General features: G+C 70.4%; 12 protein-coding genes. 2 read left to right on the top strand and 10 right to left on the bottom strand.

What is annotated here, in order from left to right:
- Window positions 1-57: 57 nt before the first annotated feature.
- From G6O69_RS00625 to G6O69_RS39275, 6 genes are all read right to left on the bottom strand, one after another.
- Window positions 58-1887, bottom strand: coding sequence for a 2-hydroxyglutaryl-CoA dehydratase (locus G6O69_RS00625; RefSeq protein ID WP_176396541.1), 1830 nt, complete (start codon window positions 1885-1887; stop codon window positions 58-60).
- Window positions 1888-1977: 90 nt separating this feature from the next.
- On the bottom strand, window positions 1978-5589 hold the full coding sequence (locus G6O69_RS00630; protein ID WP_172301522.1) for a BadF/BadG/BcrA/BcrD ATPase family protein: 3612 nt from the start codon (window positions 5587-5589) through the stop codon (window positions 1978-1980).
- A 432-nt stretch (window positions 5590-6021) separates the two neighbouring features.
- Window positions 6022-9723 (bottom strand): AAA-like domain-containing protein, encoded by a 3702-nt coding sequence (locus tag G6O69_RS00635; protein ID WP_172301524.1) that lies wholly within the window; start codon window positions 9721-9723, stop codon window positions 6022-6024.
- 59 nt (window positions 9724-9782) lie between these two features.
- Entirely contained in the window at window positions 9783-10151 is a 369-nt protein-coding gene (locus G6O69_RS00640) for a response regulator (RefSeq protein ID WP_176396542.1), read from the bottom strand.
- Window positions 10148-11131 carry an HWE histidine kinase domain-containing protein gene (locus tag G6O69_RS00645; protein WP_346016986.1) on the bottom strand — a complete coding sequence of 328 codons (984 nt, stop codon included), beginning with the start codon at window positions 11129-11131 and terminating at the stop codon, window positions 10148-10150. The genes G6O69_RS00640 and G6O69_RS00645 overlap by 4 nt, the downstream gene beginning before the upstream one ends.
- 121 nt (window positions 11132-11252) lie before the next feature.
- Window positions 11253-12515 (bottom strand): hypothetical protein, encoded by a 1263-nt coding sequence (locus G6O69_RS39275; protein ID WP_346016987.1) that lies wholly within the window; start codon window positions 12513-12515, stop codon window positions 11253-11255.
- A gap of 281 nt (window positions 12516-12796) precedes the next feature.
- On the opposite strand from G6O69_RS39275, the gene G6O69_RS00655 reads away from it, so the two are divergent.
- The gene (locus G6O69_RS00655; RefSeq protein WP_172301528.1) at window positions 12797-13753 is read left to right on the top strand and encodes a phage holin family protein; all 957 of its coding nucleotides are present in this window, start codon (window positions 12797-12799) and stop codon (window positions 13751-13753) included.
- A complete protein-coding gene (locus tag G6O69_RS00660) occupies window positions 13753-15042 on the top strand; it encodes a TIGR04222 domain-containing membrane protein (protein ID WP_172301529.1) in 1290 nt (429 codons plus the stop codon). The genes G6O69_RS00655 and G6O69_RS00660 overlap by 1 nt, the downstream gene beginning before the upstream one ends.
- A gap of 19 nt (window positions 15043-15061) precedes the next feature.
- On the opposite strand, the gene G6O69_RS00665 is transcribed toward G6O69_RS00660, so the two are convergent.
- The 4 genes from G6O69_RS00665 to G6O69_RS00680 form a co-directional block, all read right to left on the bottom strand.
- Window positions 15062-15925, bottom strand: a complete 864-nt coding sequence (locus G6O69_RS00665; RefSeq protein WP_172301531.1) for a HEAT repeat domain-containing protein — start codon at window positions 15923-15925, stop codon at window positions 15062-15064.
- A gap of 2 nt (window positions 15926-15927) precedes the next feature.
- On the bottom strand, window positions 15928-17658 hold the full coding sequence (locus G6O69_RS00670; protein WP_172301533.1) for a protein-arginine deiminase family protein: 1731 nt from the start codon (window positions 17656-17658) through the stop codon (window positions 15928-15930).
- A 104-nt stretch (window positions 17659-17762) separates the two neighbouring features.
- The gene (locus G6O69_RS00675) at window positions 17763-18959 is read right to left on the bottom strand and encodes a hypothetical protein (protein WP_172301535.1); all 1197 of its coding nucleotides are present in this window, start codon (window positions 18957-18959) and stop codon (window positions 17763-17765) included.
- Between the two features lie 138 nt (window positions 18960-19097).
- Window positions 19098-21242, bottom strand: a complete 2145-nt coding sequence (locus G6O69_RS00680) for a serine/threonine-protein kinase (protein ID WP_172301537.1) — start codon at window positions 21240-21242, stop codon at window positions 19098-19100.
- Between the last annotated feature and the right edge of the window lie 143 nt (window positions 21243-21385).

Raw genomic sequence — 21385 nt, forward strand, 5'->3', positions numbered from 1 at the left:
CCGGCGTCGCCTCGGCGACACCGGCGCTGGTCAGAGCCACGTGGACTCGCTGGCGGCTCAGGCCCGCGCGCGGGCGAAGGGCACGCGCTCGCTGACCTTGGTCCAGGCGAACTCACCGAGCTCGCGGGCCACGACCGGCACTCCGCGACCGAGCTCCGGGGCCTGCTCGACGACCACCCCGGCGAGCATCTTGGCCTTGCCCGCCAGCTCGCGGGCGCGGGTCTGGGTCCGCTCCCACTTGGTGGTCTGCATGTGGTCGTAGACGTCGTGGACCATGCGCGCGGCCTTGCAGGCGACCTTCTGGCGCTGCGTGGGCACGTAGAGCGCGCTGGCCAGGTCGGGGTTCGCGGCGATGTAGTCGCGGACCTCGTCCATGCTCAGGCCGGTCTCCTCCAGGGCGCTCTCGACCTCGCGCTCGGCGTTCTTTTGCGCCTTGAACAGGAACATCTGCACGCGCGAGTAGAAGTTCACGGCCCCGTCGCCGCTGGTCTCGACAGCACAGAAGATCGTCCCGGGGTAGCGCTCGGCGACCGCCGACTGCACGCCATCGCTGATCGCCGAGCTCGGCATGCAGCCGAAGGGCTTGACGCTCAAGGTCATGTTCGTCTTGCGCTTGACGAAGTTCTCGATCGTGTTGGCGACCTCCATGTGGCCCTCACCGCCGCGCAGCTCCGTGCTGTAGAAGCCCTTGGCGACCTCCTTGCCGTGGGCGACGCTGTGCAGGCGGTAGTTGTAGTAGCCCATGGTCGTGGAGTAGGTGTTCCAGACCGCGCGCACGGCCTGCTCGGCCGCCCACAGCAGGCTCTTCTTCTTGAAGGCACCGTAGGCGCCCTTCTCCTCGAGCCCGCTCTCCTCGTCGTGCTGGCGCAGGAGCATGCGCTGGTCGAGGTCCTCGACCTCCTCCCACACGTTGTAGAGCAGCCACTCGGACACGAACTGGATCTTGACCTCGGCGCCCTCCTGCTCGAGGAAGCGCTGCATGAAGTAGTTGCCGGCGCCCTCGGTGGTCATCGCCCAGAACTCGCCGGTGATCCCGACGAGGGGCTTGATCCGCGTGTGGTCGACGGCGACCTGGGCCATGCGCTTGCGGACCCGGTTGAGCGCGGGCAGCAGCGGCCGGCCGCCAGCGAAGGCCTCGTAGCACATCTGCTTGCACTCCTCGACGGCCTTGTCGGTCGCGCCCTCCTCGACCTCGTAGGGGCGGATGCGGTAGCCGAGGCCGTTGATGATGTCGCCGATCAGCACGCCCTTGACGATCGAGATGAAGAACTTCGGGCTGAGGTCGAGGCCGCTCTCCTCACCGGTGGCCTGGTCGATGCCGCCCTTCTCCTGGAAGAGCATGACCCGGAAGCCGTCGAAGCCCGCGTCACGCAGGGCCTTGCGGTACTCCGTGGCGTACATGCCGAAGCGACAGGGGCCGCAGGAGCCGGCGGTGAAGAACACGAACTTCTTGATGATGTCCTCGGTCGACATGCCCTTGTCGTCGCGCAGGGCCGTCAGGTACTTCACCAGGTTGCCCACCGTGTAGTAGGTGGGGTTGCACTGGGCGCGGTTGCCAAATTCCTTGCCCAGGCGCAGAGACTCGTTGTCCGGGCGATCGAGGGCGACGATGTTGTAGCCCACGCGGCGCACGGCCGCCTCGATCAGGAAGTCCTGGGCGACGGTCAGGCCGCCGATCAGCAGGGTGATCTTGGCCTTCTCGGACCTGGTGAAGCCCGCGTTGACCATCTCGTCGGTCCAGTACTTGTCGGTGCCCTCGTCCTCGAGGCCGAGGCGCTTGCGCTCCTCGGCTTCGAAGGCCGCGAGCTCCGCGTCGATCTCGCTGAGGTTTTCGGAGACCTGGGACTGGCCATAGATCGGGAGCTTGTGCCGGATGACGTCGTTCATGGAAGGTCCTCGTGTAGATGATCCGAGTTGGGTGGCTGCTCGGGAAGTAAATTGTGGTGTTCGAAGGGGTGGAGACGAACGAGAAGTGAATTAGGTGGTCGCCTGCTCACGCTTGGGCTTGCGACGAATCTGGACCAGGTTGCGGGCCTGGCCGAGCAGGGCCTGGCCGGCGCCGACGACCGGGGTCGGCACATAGTCCCGCACGCGCTGGCGCACGCTCTCGAGCGCGCGCTCGATGGCCGGATCCCGGCGCTGGAGCTTGCGCAGCTGCTCGGCCTTGAGCTCGAGCAGCTCGAGGCGCTTGCGCTCGATCGACTGCTCGAGCTCGGCGCGGCGCTTGGCCGCGTCCTCGAGCCGCTCCTTGTGCAGGCTCAGCGAGTGCGTGTAGGTCTTGACGCGGATCTTGATCGAGCCGCCGGGCTTGTTGGCGTCGAGGTCGTGGAGCGCGGCCGCGGGGACCTTGGCGGTCTGGATGACCGAGTCGATCAGCCCGTAGGTCGGCGCGTCCGAGCCACACTTGAAGCTCGACAGGTCGAGGACCGCGACGTTGGGGTGGTGGGCGGCGAAGTTGGCCCCCCACACGCGCTGGGCGCTGTTCGCCAGGTAGTTCTCGGGCCAGACCTGGCTGACCTGGAGCGGCGTCTGAATCAGCCCGGCCTCGAGCTCCTTTTTGTAGTAGCGGTCGAGGTACTCGCGGTCCTTGGGGATCGAGCGCAGCGAGAGGATCGGGTAGCCGAGGGCCTGGAACTCCTCGGGGATGCTGTGCCCGATGCCGGGGTCGCCGTGGTAGGGGCGGCAGAGCACCAAGATCGCGATGTCGTTCTCGGCCTCCACGGTGTCGAGGATCGCCCGGCCCTTCTCCTCGAGGTCCTCGTGGAACACGTCGAGGGCGATGAAGCCCTGGTCGACGGCGAAGTCGCTCTCGTCCTCGGTGATGCCCAGGCGCGGGCCCCAGGTGTCGAAGAGGTTCTTCTTGAGGAAGTTGCGCGCGTCCATGTTCAGCGGGTCGTCGATGTACTCGATGCCCCGCGTGGCGAAGAAGTCGGTCTCCTTGGTGAAGGCCGCGCGCATGACGTTGGGGGTGCCGGCGACCACGGGGCAGACCCCGTTGTTGAGCGTGTCCGACACGAAGTTGGGGATGAAGGTCTTGACCGGGAAGTAGATGTAGTCGAGGCCCCGGCCCTTCTCGGGCTGGTGCTTGTGGAAGAGCAGGTTGTGGATGTGCGCCTGGCAGACCTTGGCCGGGAAGCAGGGGTCGACCGAGCCGTAGCGCCCGCCCTCGGTCCACATCGTCTCGTCGGTGACGTCGCTGAACACGATGTTCTGCTTGGGCACCCCGAGGGTCTCGAAGTAGGCCCGGAAGAAGGGCGCCGTCGAGTAGATGTTGAGCACGCGCGGCATGCCGACGCGGACCCGGCGGAGGCGCTCGTGGGCGTCGGAGCGCTCGAAGCCGCGGGTGACCTCGCGGCGCGAGATCTTGAGCACGCCCTTGTCGACCTCGTAGTCACGGATCGGCGTGCCCGCGGCGGGCAGCGGCGCCGTGTCGTAGAAGTGCATGAAGGCCTTCTTGGCCTCGTAGGTCAGCATGTTCGGGTACTGCGACGCGATCTTCTTCTTCTCGCGCACGACCTCGAGCATGGCCTCCTTGCTCTCGACGGTGCCCTTCTCGCAGCTGAAGCCCGAGATGTAGCGCGAGGTGCTGCCGTCCGGGCGCTTGGTGTCGATGAAGGTCCGGCTGCACTCGTTGGGGCAGAAGTGGCAGGTGGTGCTCTCGTCGTTGCGCGTGCTGAAGTCGAGGTTCAGCGTGGCCTCGATGCCGATGAAGCGGCTCGTGCCCGTGCGCTCGTAGCGACGCAGGGTCTCCATGGCCGCGCCGATCGCCCCGGCCTCGCCGGTGTGCGGGTGGACGTAGACCTCGGCGTCGGGGACCCGCTCCTTGATGTAGTCGACCTGAGCCTTGACCGCCGCGAGGTTGTACTGGGTGCCCCCCTGGAGCACGAACTTGCGGCCGAGCGAGGACAGGCGCGGGATCTGGACCACGTACTGCCACACGTTCTTGGGCAGGACCTGGGCCAGGCCGGCGAGCAGCTCCTGCTTTTGGAAGCCCTCTTTTTGGAAGTTGACGCGGTCGGTGTCGAGGAAGACCGCGCAGCCATAGGAGAACTTGGGCGCGAGCGAGGCCTCGAAGGCGGTGTCGGCGTAGTCGGTGATCGGGATGTCGAACTGGTCGGCCATCGCCTGGAGCAGCATGCCGTTGCCGGCGCTGCACGAGTTGCTGAGCTTGAAGCCCTGGATGTCGCCGTTGCGCATGAACAGGACCTTGATGTCCTGCCCGCCGATGTCGCAGATCACGTCGACGTCGCCGAAGTAGTGCACCGCGCTCATCATGTGGGCCACGGTCTCGACGATGTTGACGTCGGCGAGGGCGACCTCCTCGAGCACGTCGGCGGCGTAGCCCGTGGCCCCGAAGCCCAGGCACTCGATGGTCGCGCCCTGGCCCTCGACCTGGTCACGCAGCGATCGCAGCAGCTCCTTGGCGTCGACGATCGGGTTGCCCTTGGACAGCTGGTAGGCCTTGGCGACGATCTCGCCGTTCTCGCGCACGAGCACGGCCTTCGACGAGGTCGAGCCACCGTCGAGGCCGATCACCGCGCGCACGACCTCACCGGGCTCGAGCTTGGGGGCGACGAACTTGGGGACCTCGTAGGTCTCGCGGAAGCTGTCGACCTCGACCTCGTCCTTGGCCAGGGGCGGGCCGGCCTGCTCGCCGAGCTTGGCCCGGCGCCCGTTTTGGATGAAGTCGCGCAGGGCCTCGAGGCCCCGGAACTCGCAGTCCTCGATGCCCAGGGACATGCCGTAGATCGCCGCGCCGAAGGCCGCGTAGAGCTCGGCGTTGTCGGGCACGAAGATCATCTCGTCCGGGTCCATGTCGGCCGGCGGCTCGTAGCCGCGGTCGCGCCAGGTCTCGGGGATGCGCTGCTTCCAGCACTCTTGCAGGAAGGGCAGGTAGGTGTTGGGCCCGCCCAGCAAGAGCACCCGCGGCTTGAGGGTGTTGCCGCGGGTCAGCACCGAAAGGTTCTGGAGGACGATCGCGTCGGCCAGCGAGTTGAGGATCTCGTCCTTGGGGATGCCCGACTTGACCAGGTTGACGATGTCGGTCTCCGCGAACACGCCACACTTGGCGGCGACGTGGTGCAGGGCCTGATCGCTGAAGTGCAGGTTGGTCGCGAAGCCCGGCTCCGCGCCGACCTTGATCATGCACTTGTCGATGGTCGCGCCCGTGCCCGAGGCGCACTTGTCGTTCATCGACGCGTTGGCCGTCAGGTTGCCGTCCTGGTCTTCCTTGAAGACGATGATCTTGGCGTCCTGACCGCCGAGCTCGATGACCGCGCGCACGTCGGGGTGGAGGTGCTCGACGGCCAAGGTCACGGCGTTGACCTCCTGCACGAAGCGCCCGCCCGTGGGGTCGGCGATCGGCCCTGCGCCCGAACCAGTCAGGAACATCTGGCAGCCCTCGAGCACGTCGGGGTGCGCTGCGATGATCGCCTCGAGCAGCTCGAGGACCTTCTCGGGCTGCTTGGTGTGGTGGCGCTGGTAGTCGCTCCAGAGGATCTCTTGGCTATGGCGATCGACGACCACCGCTTTGACGGTGGTCGAGCCAATATCCATGCCGATGACGAGGTTCGAGTCGTGGCTGCTCATGACAAAAATGGCACCTATGGCGGACGCGAGGGCCGTCCGTCAGGAGACATCGTCACCAGGGTGGGTGGGGTGGTGACGACATCGTTGAAGCTCGTGACAGGGATATAGCAGGCGGGCCCCGCTCCACGCGACGCATTTCTTGCCGACGCGCATCTTTTTCGGAAATCGTGAATTTGGGCACTAACGTGTGCTGTGAGCCACATTCACGGAGCCACAGGGGTGTGGCGATGTGCCAGTTCGGTGTCGCCACCACGCATCAGATGCGCGGCCCAACCAAGACATTCACGAATGACGCTTCATTATTCGGCGAGAAAAAACGCGGTGATCTCAAAGGGAACCAAATCTAGCTACATCGATCGCGAAAAAAATGCAGACGCCGGCCAGAGCCGCCCTGGATCCAGCCCGAGGAGACGAATTCGTGGTCTCTCGACCTCAGCCGTCGATGGGGCAGGCGGCTGGCAGCAGCGTCCCCGAAGGCAAGGCACCGCAAGCCATGGCGAGCCAGCGGGCCGGCTCCGTCGGCCACCGCGAGATCGTTCCCAGCTCGTCGACGGCGAGGAGCTCGCCGCTTTGTCCCTCGCTGGAGGCAGCCGGCACCACGGCCCGCGCCGCGTGGACACGGAAGCGCCCGATCACCTCGCCGCCAAACTCCGGATCCAGACGCCACAGCTCCACCGCCTTGGGCCGCGCCACCGCGAGCAGGGCCTCGCCGCGCTCGGTGGTGACGACCGTCAACGCGAAGATCGCCGCGGACCCGAGGCTCGCCGTGGCGAGGCGCTCGCGCTTGGAGATCGACCACAGCTCGGCCTCGCCCTCGGCGTCGACGAGGGCCACGAGGTCGGCGAGGATCGCCAGCCACTTCGCGCTGTGCTCCGCCGGCAAGGTTGCGATCAGGGCCGCCGTGCCCGGCTCCCAGACCCGCAGCTCGCGGCTGCGGTCGGCGCTGACCAGGCGCGCGCCGTCGGGAGACAGGGCCAGGCGATCGACGGGGGCCTCATGGCCCGACAAGGTCGCGATCGGCAGGCCCGCGCCGTCCCACAGCGCGACGCGGCGATCCTCGCCCGCGCTCGCCAGCAGCCGCCCGCCCGCGCCCAGCTCGAGATCGAGGACGCGGCCCTCGAGCGTGAGCAGGGCCGGCGTCTTTGGGCCCACGCGGCCCTTGGCCACGGCCGCCCGATCATAGAGCGCGGCGCGGCCGTCCGCGAAGCGCAGCGCCACGCGGGTGACCCCGAGATCGACCGCGACCTCCTCGACCTCGAGGCCGTCCTCGATGACCAGGCGCATGTGCGGCAGGTCGGGGCGCCCGCCAAACCACAGCGTGCGGCCCTCCGGACCCTCGCGCCCGGCGAGCGAGAGCTCGCCCTCGGGCGTCAGCCGGGCCTGGCGGGGCGCCGGCTGATCTCGGACGCGCAGCGCCTGCACCCGCAGCTCGCCGTTGCGATCCCCGGACACCAGGGCGTCGCCGGCGAAGACCAACACGCTGACCGGGCCCGCGTGGCCGTCGAGCGCGGCCACGGCCTCGCCCGCGCTCGACCACAGGCGCAGGCCGCCGGCCTCGTCGCCCGTGGCGATCAGCTGACCGTCGGCGCTCACGGCCAGCGCGGTGATCACCTCGTCCTGCTCGGCCACGTGCTCGACCGCCCCGCGCTCGAGCGTCCAGGCCAGCAGCGCCGTCCCGCCCTCGATCTGGAGCAGCACGCGCGTGGCCCCTGGCAGCAGCTCGACGCGCCCGACGGCCGCGGCCTCGACCGGCGCGGGCACGCTGGCGACGACGCGCCCGGCCGCGGGGTCCCAGAGCTCGAGCGCCCCGCCGTCGACCCGGGCGACCCGGGCGGCCTGGGTCAAGGTCGGCTCGAGCACCCCGACGTGCTCGACGGCCACCCCAGGCGCGAGGCTGCTCGCGCTGAGCAGGGCGCTGCTGTTGCCCGCGGCCGGATCCACGAGCTGGACGCTGCCGTCGCGGCGCAGGAGCTTGACCGCCCCGCCGTCGTCGATGCGCAGGCTGTCGACCGGCGCGGGCAGGCTCTCGCGCGCGGGCGAGGGCCCGACCGGCGGGAGGATCGGCGCGGGCCCGTGCACGCTGTTGTCGGATAGATCCCAGGTCGTCAGGGCGCCGGCGCGGCTCAGCGCGGCGATCCGTCGGCCCCCGGGCGAGATCGCGACGTGCTCGAGGATCCCCGCGGGGCTCTCGAGCTCGGCCACGCGCTGGCCGTCGGTGAGCGACCAGACCCTGGCGAGCACGCGCCCGCCTCGCTCGTCCCCGCCGCTGTGGCCAACGGTGACCGCGCGATCGCGGCCGAGGGCGAGCAGCTCGACGCCCGCGCCCTCGTAGGCCTGGACGAGCACGCTGTCTCCGGGGCTCGCGAGGTTGGCCGTGAGCGCGCGGGTGACCGACGCCGGCGCGGACTCGGGCTCCCCGGCCCACGGCTCGAGGGCGGCGAGGGCCAGGCGCAGGCCCTCACCGCGGCGGCGAGGGTCCTCCGCCAGGAGCTGCGCCCGCTCGGCCTGCTCCACGGCCAGGCGCTGGGAGAGCGCGCCCAGCTCGCTGCGCAGGTCCTCGTTCTCCAGGCTCAAGGCCACGCCCGAGGCCTGCTCCACGGCCTGGCGAGTCTGGCCGACGAAGCTCGTCGGCCCCTCGCCCTCGCCAGCTTTGTGCTTGTCCTCGAGCTTGGCCTCCTCGGCCTGGGCGCGCTCGTCTCGGGCGCGGCGGCCATCGAGCTCGCTGCGCCGCGCGGCCTGGTCGACCGTGGCCTGCAAGGACTCGTCGACGACGCGCTGGTACTGCCACAGCGCGCCGCCCAGCAGCCCGCCGAGGCTCAGGCACAGCGCCCCGCCCACCCAGGTCAGCCGTCGCAGCCGCGCCGTGCGGGCCTGCTCGCTGGCGAGCACGAAGTCGAGCTCGCCGGCGGTGACGTCGGGGCGACCTTCGATCCACGTCCGCGCGCGCTCGAGGGCCGCGCCGCGCAGGAGCTGCCCGGGCCGGCGCCCGCTGGCCTCCCAGCGCTCGAGGGCGTCGCTGATCGGGCGACCGGCCAGGGCCCGGCGCACCCAATTGCGATCGAAGGCGCGCTCGATGATCTTGTTGCGCACGCGCAGCTTGCCGCCGCGGTCTCCCGCGACCAGGCCCGCGACCCGCATGCGCGCGACGATCAACGCGCCCTCGGAGCCCAGCTGGCGCCCGCGCAGGTCGACGCGCTCGCCCCTGAGCACGCGCTCGTAAGCCCCGAGCATCCGCGTCCGCCAGGGATCGCGCTGATCTCGACGCAGGCGCCGGGCCGTGTCACCGAGCAGCGGGTCGAGCTCCGGCCCGCGCTGCAAAAAGCTCTCGCGGATCACCGTCTCGACCGCGCTGGCCTCCTCGCCGCGCTTGACCTCGCGCAGCAGCAGGTCGCCGGCGATCCACTGACACAGCGCCGGGTGCCCGCTGGTCCAGTCGTAGAGCGCGTCGAGCACGGCCTCGGTGTCGACCTCGAGGGCGTCGAGCACCGGGGCGAAGGCGCCGAGCTGCTCGCGGGAGAAGTCCCGCGGCGCGAGCTCCCTGGCCCCGAGATCGAAGGGCCCGCGCCGGGTGTCGCTGGCGAGCTCGTCGCGGGTCAGCGCGCCGATCAGACACACGCTCAGCCGCGCCCAGATCGGCTCGTGGCCGCGGGCCTCGGCCATGGCGCGCAGCGCCGCGAACACGTCGTCGCGGGCCGGCCCGAGCGCGCGGCACAGCTCGAGCTCGTCGATGAACAAGACCAGCGGCGCCTCGCTGCGCTCGAGCACCACCTCGCGCAGACCGGCGCGCAGGCGCAGCTGGGGCGGGCCCTTGGACCGCCGCCACGCGTTCTTGGCCTCCTCGGCCAGGCCCAGGCTGCGCCCGGCCTCGACCAGCAAGGACGCACAAAACACGTCGACCCGGCTCTCGGCCCCGATCGCCCCGAGGTCGACGGTAGCCACGCGGATCCCCGCCTCGCGCAGCCGCGCCTGGGTGCGCACGCGCAGGCTCGACTTGCCCACCCCGCGCGGCCCAAACACCAGGGCATGCTCGCCCGCGCTCAGGGACTCGAACAGCGCCTCGTCGATCTCGCGCTCGACGTAGGGGCCAGGACCATAGAAGAGCTGGCCGCGCTTGGGGGTGTGCTCGCTGGGCATCGGGCCCCGCGATGGTACTGCGAAGCCGGTGCGCTGTGCACAGGGCCGGCCCAGCGGCGCTAACAGCCCAGGCTGGGGCTGTGGCCGCTGCCGAAGCTCGCCAGGGCCTCGATGAGCTCCCGCTCACAAAAAGGCTTGGCGAGCCGGCGCACCCGGGCGTAGCCCGCAGGGATCAGCTCGGGGTCGCGGTAGCCGGTCAAGAAGCAAAACGGCCGCCCGCGCCGGCGCAGAGCCTCGGCGATCGGCAAGGCCGAGCCGCCGCGGATCGCAAAGTCGAGGACGGCCGCGTCGACCCCCTTGGCGTCGATGATCGCCAGGCCCTGCTCCACGGACCCGACCGGCCCGATGACCGTGTGCCCGAGGCCCTCGAGCACGTGGCGGAGGTGCTCGCCCGCGAGAAAATTATCTTCGACCAGGAGCAGCCTCATGACGCCTCCCGCGCGAGCTCGAGCCGCCAGCAGACCCCCTCGGGCGTGCACTCGTGGGCCACGCAGCCGCCGAGCTCACACTCGACGAGCCCGCGCACCAGGCTCATCCCCACCCCCTCGCGCAGCGAGCTGGGCGGCGACTCGACGCCGCGCTCACGCCACTCGATCACCCTGCGCCCGTCCGTGCAGGTCCAGGTCACCAGGACCCGGCCGCCCTCGCAACCCAGCGCGCCGTACTTGAAGGCGTTGGTCGCGAGCTCGTAGATGACCTGAGCCAGGGGCACGATCACCGCCGGCGCGAGCTCGGTGCTCGGACCGCGCAGCGTGACACAATCGATGGCGAAGGGGCGCAGCGTCGTCCGCAGCATCTCGCCGAGATCGAGGCCCTCCCAGCCGTCCTCTGCCAGGGCCTCGTGGACCCGGGCCATCGCCCGCAGCCGCGCCTCGAAGCTGCACACGAAGTCACCGACGTCCTCGACCCCGACGGCGCTGAGGTGCATGAGCCCCAAGATCGCCGCGATCGTGTTCTTGACCCGGTGATCGAGCTCGCGGAGCGTGCGTGTGCGGAATTCTTCGGCCTGCTCGTGTTCGAGCAGCTCGGACTCGGCCCGCCGCTGGGCGCTCATGTCCGTGACGATGCACGCGAAGCCACGCACATCCCCCTCCTCGTCCCGCAGATAGTCCCAGTCCACGCGGACATCGAACACGCCGCCGCCCTTGACTAGCGCCAGGGTCTCGTAGGGCGCGGGCGCGGGCTGATCCCGAACCAGGCCCGCCATGTAGCCGATGAAGGCCTCGCGGTCAGCGGGCCGGGCGATCAGCTCGAGGACTGATCGACCGACCAGTTCTCCCGGCGCGTATCCATGCATGCGCGCGTGTGCACAATTGCTGAAGGTGATGATGCCCTCGCGGTCGCACTCCTGGACGCCATGGGGGCAAGCGTCCACAAGGGCTCGCAGCCGCTCTTCTGTCCAACCCACACACAAACTCTAGCAGCGGCTACCGTTCTCGCCACAGACAGTGGCTACATTCATCGACGATTATCCAACACCCCAACCTCACGATTGGCAACACTCTCCACACCTCCACCAATGTTGGATTTCATCCTCGAAAATAGGCTAACCATAGCCACGCCTGTGAGCCCTGGCCGGCCTCGAGGCGCGCGCCCAGGCCGATGGCGCCGCCGGCTCCGACGCCCACGGCCGTGGTCAGGAGCGAGGGGGGAATGATCGCCCCGTCGTCGACCATGTGCGTGCCCCGGCAGACGAAGTTTCCCGCCGCGTCGAGGCGCGCGACCCAGGCCTCACCCCACTCCAGGGCCTCGAATTCGTCCTCGTTGTCGAAGCTCCCGGCGACGGCGATCCCTCCCGCGGCGCTGAGCTCGACGCCCCGCGTGCGCCACCGCGACCCGTGCGTGGCCCAGTCTGCCTCGGTCTTCACCCACAGCTCGGCGCCGCTGGCGTCGAGGCGATATAACCAGCTGTGGAAGACTGCCCCCTGACTTTCAATTGCAAAGTATAGCGATCCATTCGAATCGACGGCGAGCGCCACGGGATCATGTATGTGGTCCCCGCTCGGGCGCGGCTGGATCTCATCGAGCAGCACCCCCTCGGCGTCGAAGTGCAGCAGCACCGCCTCGTGTGAATCGTAGTCGTCGTGGCGACGACCCCCCACCCAGACAGTCCCGTCATTGGCGATCCCTACCGCCCCCGCGCGATCGATCGACCAGGTCCCATCGCCGACGCCCGACCAGGTCGCGTCCCAGATCGCCTCACCGTCGGCGGCGTCGAATCGCCGCACCCAGACGTCGTCGTCGTTTTCGCCCACACGCAGGTTTCCGACGACGACCGCGTCGCCTGTGGGCGTCGTCGCCAGCGCGGTCGCGCGGTCGTCCGAGCCCAGGTTGGGGCCCTCGGCGTCGACGATCTGCGACCACAGCTCGCCGCCGTCGGCGGCGTCGTAGGCCGCGTACCAGATCGCCTCCCCCGCCCGCGCCTGCCAGCCGGCGACGAGCAGCTCGCCGCTTGGACCAAAGGCCAGGGCCTCGGCGCCGTCGTTGCCCTGGCCGCCGTCGACGCTCACGCTCCACACCGGTCCATGCTCGTCGCTGCGCAGCAGCCAGATGTCGCGGTCGGCCTCGACGCGCAGACCGGCGAGGTAGAGCTCGCCCGCAGCGTCGACGGTGAGGTCACTCGCCCCCTCCACCGCCGAGTCGATGTCGACGCTCGCGCTCCAGACCATCCCGCAGGCGGAGATCTCACAGGCCGGAGAGCAGCCGTCACCCACCTCCAGGTTGCCGTCGTCACAGACCTCGCCGGGCTCGAGCACGCCGTTGCCACACAGCGCTCCGGCGCTCTCCCCCACCCCTTCGCTTTCACTTTCGCTCCCCTCCCCTTCGCTCCCCTCCCCTTCGCTCCCCTCCCCTTCGCCCCCCGAATCTTCCCCCACCTCGCCCGCTTCCCCCCCAGCTGGGCAGCCCGACCCGACGCAAGCGCCGGCCAGCGCCCAGATCAGCGACGCGGCGCGGCGACTCGGGGGTTCTCGCCCGGGCATGTCGGGAGTTTCCCCACGGTACCGAGGCTCGTCCAGCCCCCAGCACGGGCTGCTCGCTACGACCCCGCAGCCATCGGTGATAGCTTCGCCCCGTGCGCTGCGCTCCACAGCTCTCGCTCACGATCGCCTCGTCGCTGGTCTGCGCGACCCTCGTGCACCCCTCGCTCACCCACGCCCAGGCGCCCGCGGCGTCCTCGGAGCAAGACGGCGAGGATCCGCTGGTCGAGGCCCAGGCGCTCTACAAAGAGGGCGAGATCAAATTTCAGACCGCCGACTACGAGGACGCCCTCGTGCTGTGGAAGCGGGCCTACGCCATCCTCCCCGACGGTGAGGACACCCGGGCGATCCGTCACGCGCTCGTCTACAACATCGCCGAGGCGCACAGCCGCGCCTACGACGTCACCCGCAACCCCACCCACCTGCGCAAGGCCAAGATCCTGCTCGAGAACTACCGCGCGGACCACCGGGCGCTCTACGGTGACACGCCCGAGGCGATCGCGGAGCGGGCCGAGGCAGAGGACCGCCTCGCCGAGCTCGAGCGCAAGATCGCCGAGTCCGAGGCCGCCGGCGAGCAAGCCTCGCCGCTCTCCGAGGTCCCCAGCGAGCAGGGCGAGCAGGCCGAGCAGGCCGAGTCCGATCAGCAGCAGCCGCCCCCGCCCAAGCGGCCGCTCTCGCCCCAGCAGCAGTGGGACGCCGAGGTCGAGCAAGACCCCGTGCTCGGGCCCAAGTGGGCCAAGGGCAACAAGCGGATCGTCGGCGGCGCGGTCATGACCGGCATCGGAGGCATCTTCGCCTTCGTCTCCCTGGGCATCTTCAGCGTCATCCCCGAGCTCGACACCGGCCTCGGCTCGGGCCGCGCCGCGGCCTGGACCGCCGGCGGCATCACCGGGGTCCTCGCCACGGGCCTGCTGATCCCCGGCGGCATCTTCCTGGGTCAGGGCGTCGGCCTGCGCAAGGAGGTCAAGGCCGCCAAGCCCAGGCCGACGGCGCGCCTGTTCCCGATCACCTCTCCCCACGGCGGCGGCGTGGGCTGGGTCGTGCGCTTTTGATGTCGAGCATCGGGCTGCTGCTCGTCTTCGGGCCGCTCTTCGCTTACGTCATCAACACCCTGGCGCTCTCGCTCCAGCGCTGGCGCGCGGGCGTGCCGGATCGCAAGCAGCTCGCCGACCTCGACCCCTACGAGCTCGCGCTGCTGCGCGGGGGAGAGCCGGCCGTCATCAAGACCGCCGTAGCCGCGCTCTTGCGCCGCGGCGCGCTCACGATGACCAGTGACCGACGCCTCGCGCTCCCCGAGGTCAACTACCGCAGCGAGGCCCCCGAGCCGCCGGCGGTCCCCGCCGAGCGCGAGGTGTTGGCGACGATCACCGCCGCCCAGGGCCACAGTTGGAGCATCGACGAGCTCTACGAGCGCTGCGCGGGCCTGGCCAAGGACCAGGGGCTCAGCCGCCGCCTGAGCGAGCGCGGCCTGCTCGTCGACCCCGACGAGCGCCAGGGCCTGCGCACCTTGACCAGGGCCATCGCCCTGCTCTCCACCGTCCCTGGCCTGCTCACGCTGTTGATCGCGCTGATGATCAGCCCCTCCCTGTTCACCGTGGGCCTGCTGGGTGGCTGGCTGATGACCTCCATGGTGCTCGCCCTCGGCCAGCGCAAGGCCGAGCGCGACAACGACCGGACCAGCCACGGCGACATCGCCCTGCCGCTGATCCGCGGCATGTACGACAAGGCCCGGGGCATCGCCGAGCGCGAGCCCGAGCGCCTCGAGCCCGCGAGCGTGGCCTTGCTCCACGCCGTATTCGACGACGAGGCCCTGCACGGCCGCGAGGCCGCGCTCTCGCGTGACACCAACGCCAAAGACCGCCCCTACGCCAGCTTGCGCCAGCTCTACAAGCGCGCCTTCGTCCACCCCGGCTGGACCCCCGAGCTGGGCAAGCGCGCCAGCCGGATCAAGCTGCGCGAGCTCGACGGCCTCGAGCAGGCCTCGTGGTACAGCCTGCTCACGGCCTCGGCCACGGCCTACATCGTCGCCCAGTTCAGCCTGATCTTCTCGCCCGCCATGGGCGCCCTCGCCCTGGTCGCCGTCCCCACCCTCTTGTGGCAGGCCTTCCTCCGCCGAGACCGCGCCCGCGTCCGCGCGCTCTTCGAGCGCCAGCTCGCCCTCGAGGCCGGCGACCAGCCCCCTGCGTCGGCGCTGCCCGCCGACCAGGGCGAGGCCCAGGCGCTCGCGGCCGCGAGCGAGCCCGCGAACACCGACGTGGACGAGAGCGCTGATAGGCAGCCGGCCCAGCACCTCGGCGCCGACGATGCCCCCGAGACGGACGAGCCCACGCCCTCGCCCTGAGGGGCAGGCTCAGCTCAGCTCAGGGCGCGTCGCGCAGGCGCAGCGCCGCGCGGGCGACGGTCGAGTCCTCGTCCTCCACCATGCGCGCGGCGACCTCCCGAGCGCGCTCCGCATCGAGACGACCCAGGGCCTGGAGCGCCTCGAGGCGAACATATTTATCTTCGTCCTCGACCAGAGCCGCGATCTCGTCGAAGGCCTCGCCGACCCCCAGCACGCCCAAGCTGCGCGCGGCCGCGGCCCGCGTGCGCGCGTCCTGATCTCCGAGGCGCTCGCGCAGGGGCAGCTCGCTCGCCCCAGGAACCCCCGCCGCCGTCATCGCGGCCTCGTAGCGCACGCCCGCGTCACGATCGTCCAGACCCAGCGCGAGGCCGCGCAGGGCCGCCTCGCTCGGGGCCCGGCGCAAGCTCGAGACCATCGCCGCGCGCACGGCCGCATCTTCCTCCTGCGCGAGCAGCTCGACGAGCGCGTCCGCCCACTCGCCCCCGGTCCGCGGGAGCGCGGCGGCCAGGGCCGCGCGGGTCTGCGAGGGCTCGCTGGTGTCGCCCAGGCGGGCGAGGAGCACCGGCGCCATCGCGGGGTCCTCGATCGACTCGTCCGCGAAGCGCAGCTGCCCGCCGCGGGTCGCTCGTGGGCGCGGCCCCTCGGCGGTGTCCGAGGCCGCCGCGGGCTCGGGGCTGCCCGCGCTCACCGGCGCGTCCACGCCAGCGCCAGCGCCATCGACATCGACATCGAGGGCGCCAGACGCAGACTTCGAGGGCGCCTCGAGCTGGGCGCTCGCGGCGGGCTGCGACGCCTGGGCGGGCTCGGGCGACTCGACGCTCTCGCCGTCGCAGCCGAGAGCGAGGCCAACGCAAAACATGAGGGCAAAGCTACGCGCGTCCATGATCATTGCTCTCCAAGCAGGTGCATGCCGTCTTGCCACCAGTCGTCGGTGGGCGTGCGGGACACGTTGGACCCGCAGTGCACCTCGCCGATGTAGACGTGATAGGTGTACCAGTCGTCGACGTGGTGGATCTCGTAGGCCGAGGGCAGCGCGTCCGCGAACGCAGCGATGAAGGGATCGCTGCCCTGGTCGCTGGTGTCCGTGCGCATGAAGGGATCCGACACGAAGATCCGCAGCGGCTCCTCCGGCAGGTTGACGACCACCAAGTTGAGCATCCCGGGGATCAGCGCCGCGGTCTCGAGCGGCGCCGCGCTGTAGGGGCACTGCGACAGGCGCTCGAACAGCCCGGGGATGCGGATGATGTCCTCGGGATCGAGGTCGAGCTCGGCCTCGAGCTGCTCGCGGACCGCGTCGAGGTAGTTGGCCTGGACGTCGTCGTTGGTCGCGCGCAGCTCGTCGTCGTCGAGCATCGAGGCGACCGTGGCGTAGCCGTGGCTCTGGGCGTAGCGCGGCAAGCTGGTGCTCGGGTCCATGGCCTCGAGCAGCTCCCAGGCCGCGTTCGTGTCGGTGATCAGAAACTTGAAGCCGCGCGCCGAGTCGGGGTCGGGGATGAAGCTGAGGAATTCGTCGACGTGGCCGATGCACAGCCAGGTCGTGTCGACGCGGATCGGCGCCTGCAGAGCCTGCTCGTCGAGGAAGCTCTTGATGATCTCGTTGGGCCCGCTCCCGTCCTTGTCGCCGTAGTAGATCCGCCCAAAGGGATAGTCGACGCCGCCGGCGCTCACCGGCATGGTCACCTCGAGGTTGCCGAACTTGTCCTCGGTGACGTCGGTCCCGGCCTGGCCCCAGGTCATCGGCTGGATGTCCGGGGCCTCGAGACCCTTGACGTAGCTGTCGAGGGCGCGGTCGCGGATCGAGTCCATGGCGATGTTCAGGCGCTTGTCGGGGGCCGTGGCCGTGGCCCACTCGAGCTCGTCTTGGATCCACACGTCGTTGCTCGACACGCTGACGAAGCGGTCCCCGAGCACGCCCTCGAACTCCGCGATCATCTCCGAGTTGGAGCCCGCGGGCACGGCCCAGACGTACTCGGTCGGCTGGCCGTGGTGGTTGATGACCAGCGGCGAGGCCATGAACTCGAGGCTGAGCGTCGCGACCTCCACGCCCCCGGCGTCGAGGCTGCGCGCGGTGATCGTGCCCCAGCGATGAAAGTCGCCGAACTCGACCTGAAGCGTGGCCGAGAGCTGCGCGCCCGTCAGCGCGACGCTGGTCACCGGCTCGTCAGCGCCCACCTGGCCGAGGATGGCCTCCCCCTCGAGCCAAAAGCGCAGCTGGTCGACGTCGCCCTCGACGAGCAGCTCGACGGAGCCGCCCTCGCCCGCGGCCTCGACCGCCGCCTCGGGCAGCGACCAGTCCGTGAGGTCGTTGTCGGCGTCGAACGCCGGATCGTCCCAGTCGGCCTGACCGTTTTGATCGTCGTCGTCGAGGTTGGGCACGCCGTAGAGCCCGGGCGGCGCCTCCTCGCCCGTGTCTCCGGTGTCCCCGGTGTCTCCCGCGTCCCCCGTCTCGGCGCCCTCGTTGCCCTCTCCGCTCTCCGCCTCGCTGCCCTCCTCGGCGCTCTCCCCCGTGCCCGTGTCGACCTCGTCACCACCACCCCCGCCGTCGTCCGAGCAGGCGGTGAGCAGCCACGAGGCACAGGCGAGAACTCGCGCGATCGAGATCGAGTCGGAGCGCATCGCCGGCATGCTACACGCAGGTCGGGTGCGAACTGCTCAGCGCACCCGCAGACCCGCCGTGGCCGCCCGCTGACGAGCATTCGCCCGCCCGCGCGCAGACAGGGTTACTCCATACCCACGGCGAAGCGATAGGCTGCGCCGCCGCCGTCACTGTGCAAGACCTCGGGCTCGAGGGCCGCGAGCGGGCTCGGATTGTGGATCAGCGTATCGCGGAGATCGAGCGTCTGGAGGCGCTCGAAGATCTCCGCGTGCTCGACCATCCACGCCACGTGGTCGTCGCCGAGGTCGCTGCCGCTGAGGTCGAGGTGCACGAGCGTGGGCGGCAGGCCGGCCTCCAGCGCCTCGAGCAGGTTGCTCGCGCTCGCAAAGGAGGTAAGCGAGAGCGACTCGATCTCGGTCTGCTTCAGCGCGGCGAGCAGCCCGCGGAGCTCACCTGCCCAGTCATAGTCCTCGTGCCAGCCCTCGTCGTCCTCGTACTGTTCGTAGTAATTACTGTAGTCGTCGTAGCGCTCACTCTCTACGTAGGCCCCGTCCTGCTCCGGCCAGGCGTAGGTGAGGGTCTCGGGCAGACGCAGCGCGAGGCGACGCAGCTTCGGCCAGCTCGCCTCGATCAGCGGCTCCGCCGTCTCGCTGGGGATCGAGTAGCCCTCGCCCCACCGCAGCCCCAAAAACGAGAAGTCCTCGAGGGCCGGAGCGTCGATCTCTCCGAGCGGCACCTGGGTCATGTCGGCCACGACCAGGTGGAGCTTGCGCAGCTGCGGGATCCTCCACAGCGCCTCGAGCTCGCCGAAGTCGACAAGGTTCTCGTCGGGAGAGTAGTCCGCCGAGACGATGATCCGCGACTTGCTGGCCCGCTCGTCGACGAGCTCGAGGTCCGTGCAGTTCTCCGGCAGGCCCTCGGCGAGGGCCGCCACCGCCGGGCCGAGCTCGACCTTCTCGTCGTTCGGCGTGCGCGCGACCAGGCGCAGGGTCTGCATCTGCGTCGCCAGAGGCGAGGCGAGCAGCGCCGCGATCACGGCCGCCACGTCATCGTCGGGATCGATCAGCACCGACAGCGTCCGCGGCACGCACCACTTCCAGTCGATCTCGAGCTTGGCGCGATGGGCCGCCAAGCTGCCGAAGATCGCCTCGGCGTGGCGCTCGAAGAGCGCGTCGCGGTCCCCCGGGCTCGCGCCATCCTCGATCGCCTGGCTCAAGGCGATCAATTCTCCGCGGGGGTCTCCCGCCGCCTGCAGGGCGTCGGCGTAGACGAGCCAGCTATCTTTGGGGTCTTCGAGCGATGGCTGAACAGCTGCGGTCATGGCGAGTGACCTATCATAATCACCGCTGAACCAATGACACATTTCGCGCGGGGGAGACTCACTCTCCAACCAAGGCACGCCATGCCGAGGGCCCACGGACATCCACGTCGGCGGCGTCGAGCGCCGCAGCGCACACGACTACTGCGGCTCGGCCAGGGAGAGCCGAGCCGCGGCCACGCTCGGGTGCTCTGCGCCGAGCGCCCGCTCCCAAATCTCCAGCGCGCGCTGGAAGTCGAGCTTGGCCGCCGCGCGCTCGCCGAGCGCCTCCTCGGTCAGCGCGAGGTCATAGACGCTGTCGGCCAGCGCAGGGTGCTGATCGCCCAGCTCGCGCTCGCGCAGCGCCACCGCGCGCTCGAACAAGGGCTTGGCTCGCTCGGGCTCTCCAGCCGCGCGCAACACCTGGGCCAGCGCGGTCACACGATCGGCCTCGCGCCGCACCGAGACGTCGCTCGCCAGCGAGATCACCACCGCGGCGTGCTCGGCCCAGCCCTGGCCCTCGCGGTGGCGCTCGAGGTGCACACCCACGGTCTCGACAAGGTCGACGGCCGCCTCGCTGGCGACGTCCCAGGTCCGCGCGCGGGCGGCCTCGCCGTAGGCCTGCACGCCCACGGCCTCGGCCTCCTCGTAGCGCCCGAGATCACGGAGCAGCGAGGCCTCGCGCACGCGCGCGGCCGCCAGCTGCGGCGTCCAGCTCAGGCCCTCGGCCTGCTCCCGCGCGCGCGCGGCCAGATCCAGGCCCTCGGCGTAGCGCCCGACGCGTTCGAGGTAGCGGGCCTGGGCGAGCTCGCGCCGGACCGCGGCCAGGTGGACGCGCAGGGCCAGCGTCGGCGCCTCACCGCGACCGTGTAGCGCCGCCTCGTCGAGGCAGGTCGACAGCGGCGAGAGCCCGGCGGCCGCCTCGACGATCCCTGGATCCGCCTCGCCCTCCTCCGCCAGCGCGGCGACTAGCACCTCGAGCTCGAGGCGGCGCTCGTCGAGGCACCAGCCCGCCTGGGCGTAGCGCTCCGCGTCCCAGCTGTCCTCGATGGTCGCGCGCTCGCAGGCCTCGGTGGCCTGCTCCCGCCAGCGCCCCACCTGACGATCGATCCACGGGAGCACCCGCTCGCTCGCCTCGCCCAGGCGCTCGCGCGCGTGCTCCTGGGCCGCGATGCTCCACAGCTCGTCGATGGTCGCCCCGTAGTCGGCGCAGGCCTGCTCGCGCTGGAGGCCCTCCCAACGCTGGTAGCCCAGGGCGCCGCCGGCGACCAAGGTCGCGGCCAGGGCCGCCACGCTGACCTGACCACGGCGGCGACGCTTGCCCCCAGCGGCCAGGGCCGCGAGCAGCTCCAGCATGTCGGCGTAGCGCTCCTCCGGCGCCGACGAGAGCCCGCGCTCGACCACCTCGCGCAGCCACAGCGGGACCTCGAGGCTGCGCGGCTGCTTGCGCCGCTCTCCGTCGAGCACGGCGATCGCCAGCTCGGCCACGGTCTCGCCGCCAAAGGGGCGCTCGCCAAAGAGCGCCTCGTAGAAGACCACGCAAAACCCAAACTGGTCGCTGCGCGCGTCGATCTCCGTGCCCTCGAATTGCTCCGGCGCCATATAGGCCGGCGTGCCCATCATCGCGCCGGTCCGGGTGAGCGAGGCGTTGAGCGCGTCGTAGGCCTGCGAGCGCGTGGTCGTGCCCCCTCGAAAGCCGCGCTCCTCGTTGGTCCGCGCCAGGCCGAAGTCCATGACCCGGACCCGGCCGTCGTCGCCGATCATCACGTTGTCGGGCTTGAAGTCGCGGTGGACCAGGCCCACGGCGTGCGCCGCCGCAAGCCCGCGACCGGCCGCGGACATGATCGCCACGACCTCCTTCCACGGCCGCGCGTGGCGCTTGCCCTCGCCGTCCGCCATCCACTCGCCGAGGGTCTTGCCCTCGATGAACTCCATGGCCAGGAACACTCGCTCGGCGTGGATGCCGACGTCGTGCACGGCGACCACGTTGGCGTGGTTGAGCTTGGCGAGGGCCTGGGCCTCCCGCTGGAGCCGGACCTGCGCGGCCTCCCGGTCACCACCGCGATACTCGAGCAGCTTGATCGCTACCTTGCGGTCGAGCTTGGGATCGTAGGCCGCGAACACCACCCCCATGGCGCCCGCACCGAGCTTCGAGATGACGACGTAGCGCCCGATATGAGAGCCACGCTGGAGGTCGTCGGTCTCGACCTCTTCCTCCTCCTCGACAAAGCCCCCGCGCGAGTCGTGGGTGCCCGCGAGCGAGGTCCTGCCTCCGTCTTCGCTCGCGGTCTCGGCACCATCGTCCATTCTCGACCGATTGTATCGGGCCCTGGGGGTCGGCTTGAAGAGCCAAGGCACATCGCGCGAACTCGCCCACCGATGCCCCCCGACGGGGGGCGGGGATCATGCGCGTCACACGAGCTGCGCAGATCACCAGCACCCCCCAGAGC

This window comes from Pseudenhygromyxa sp. WMMC2535 (assembly GCF_011083025.2).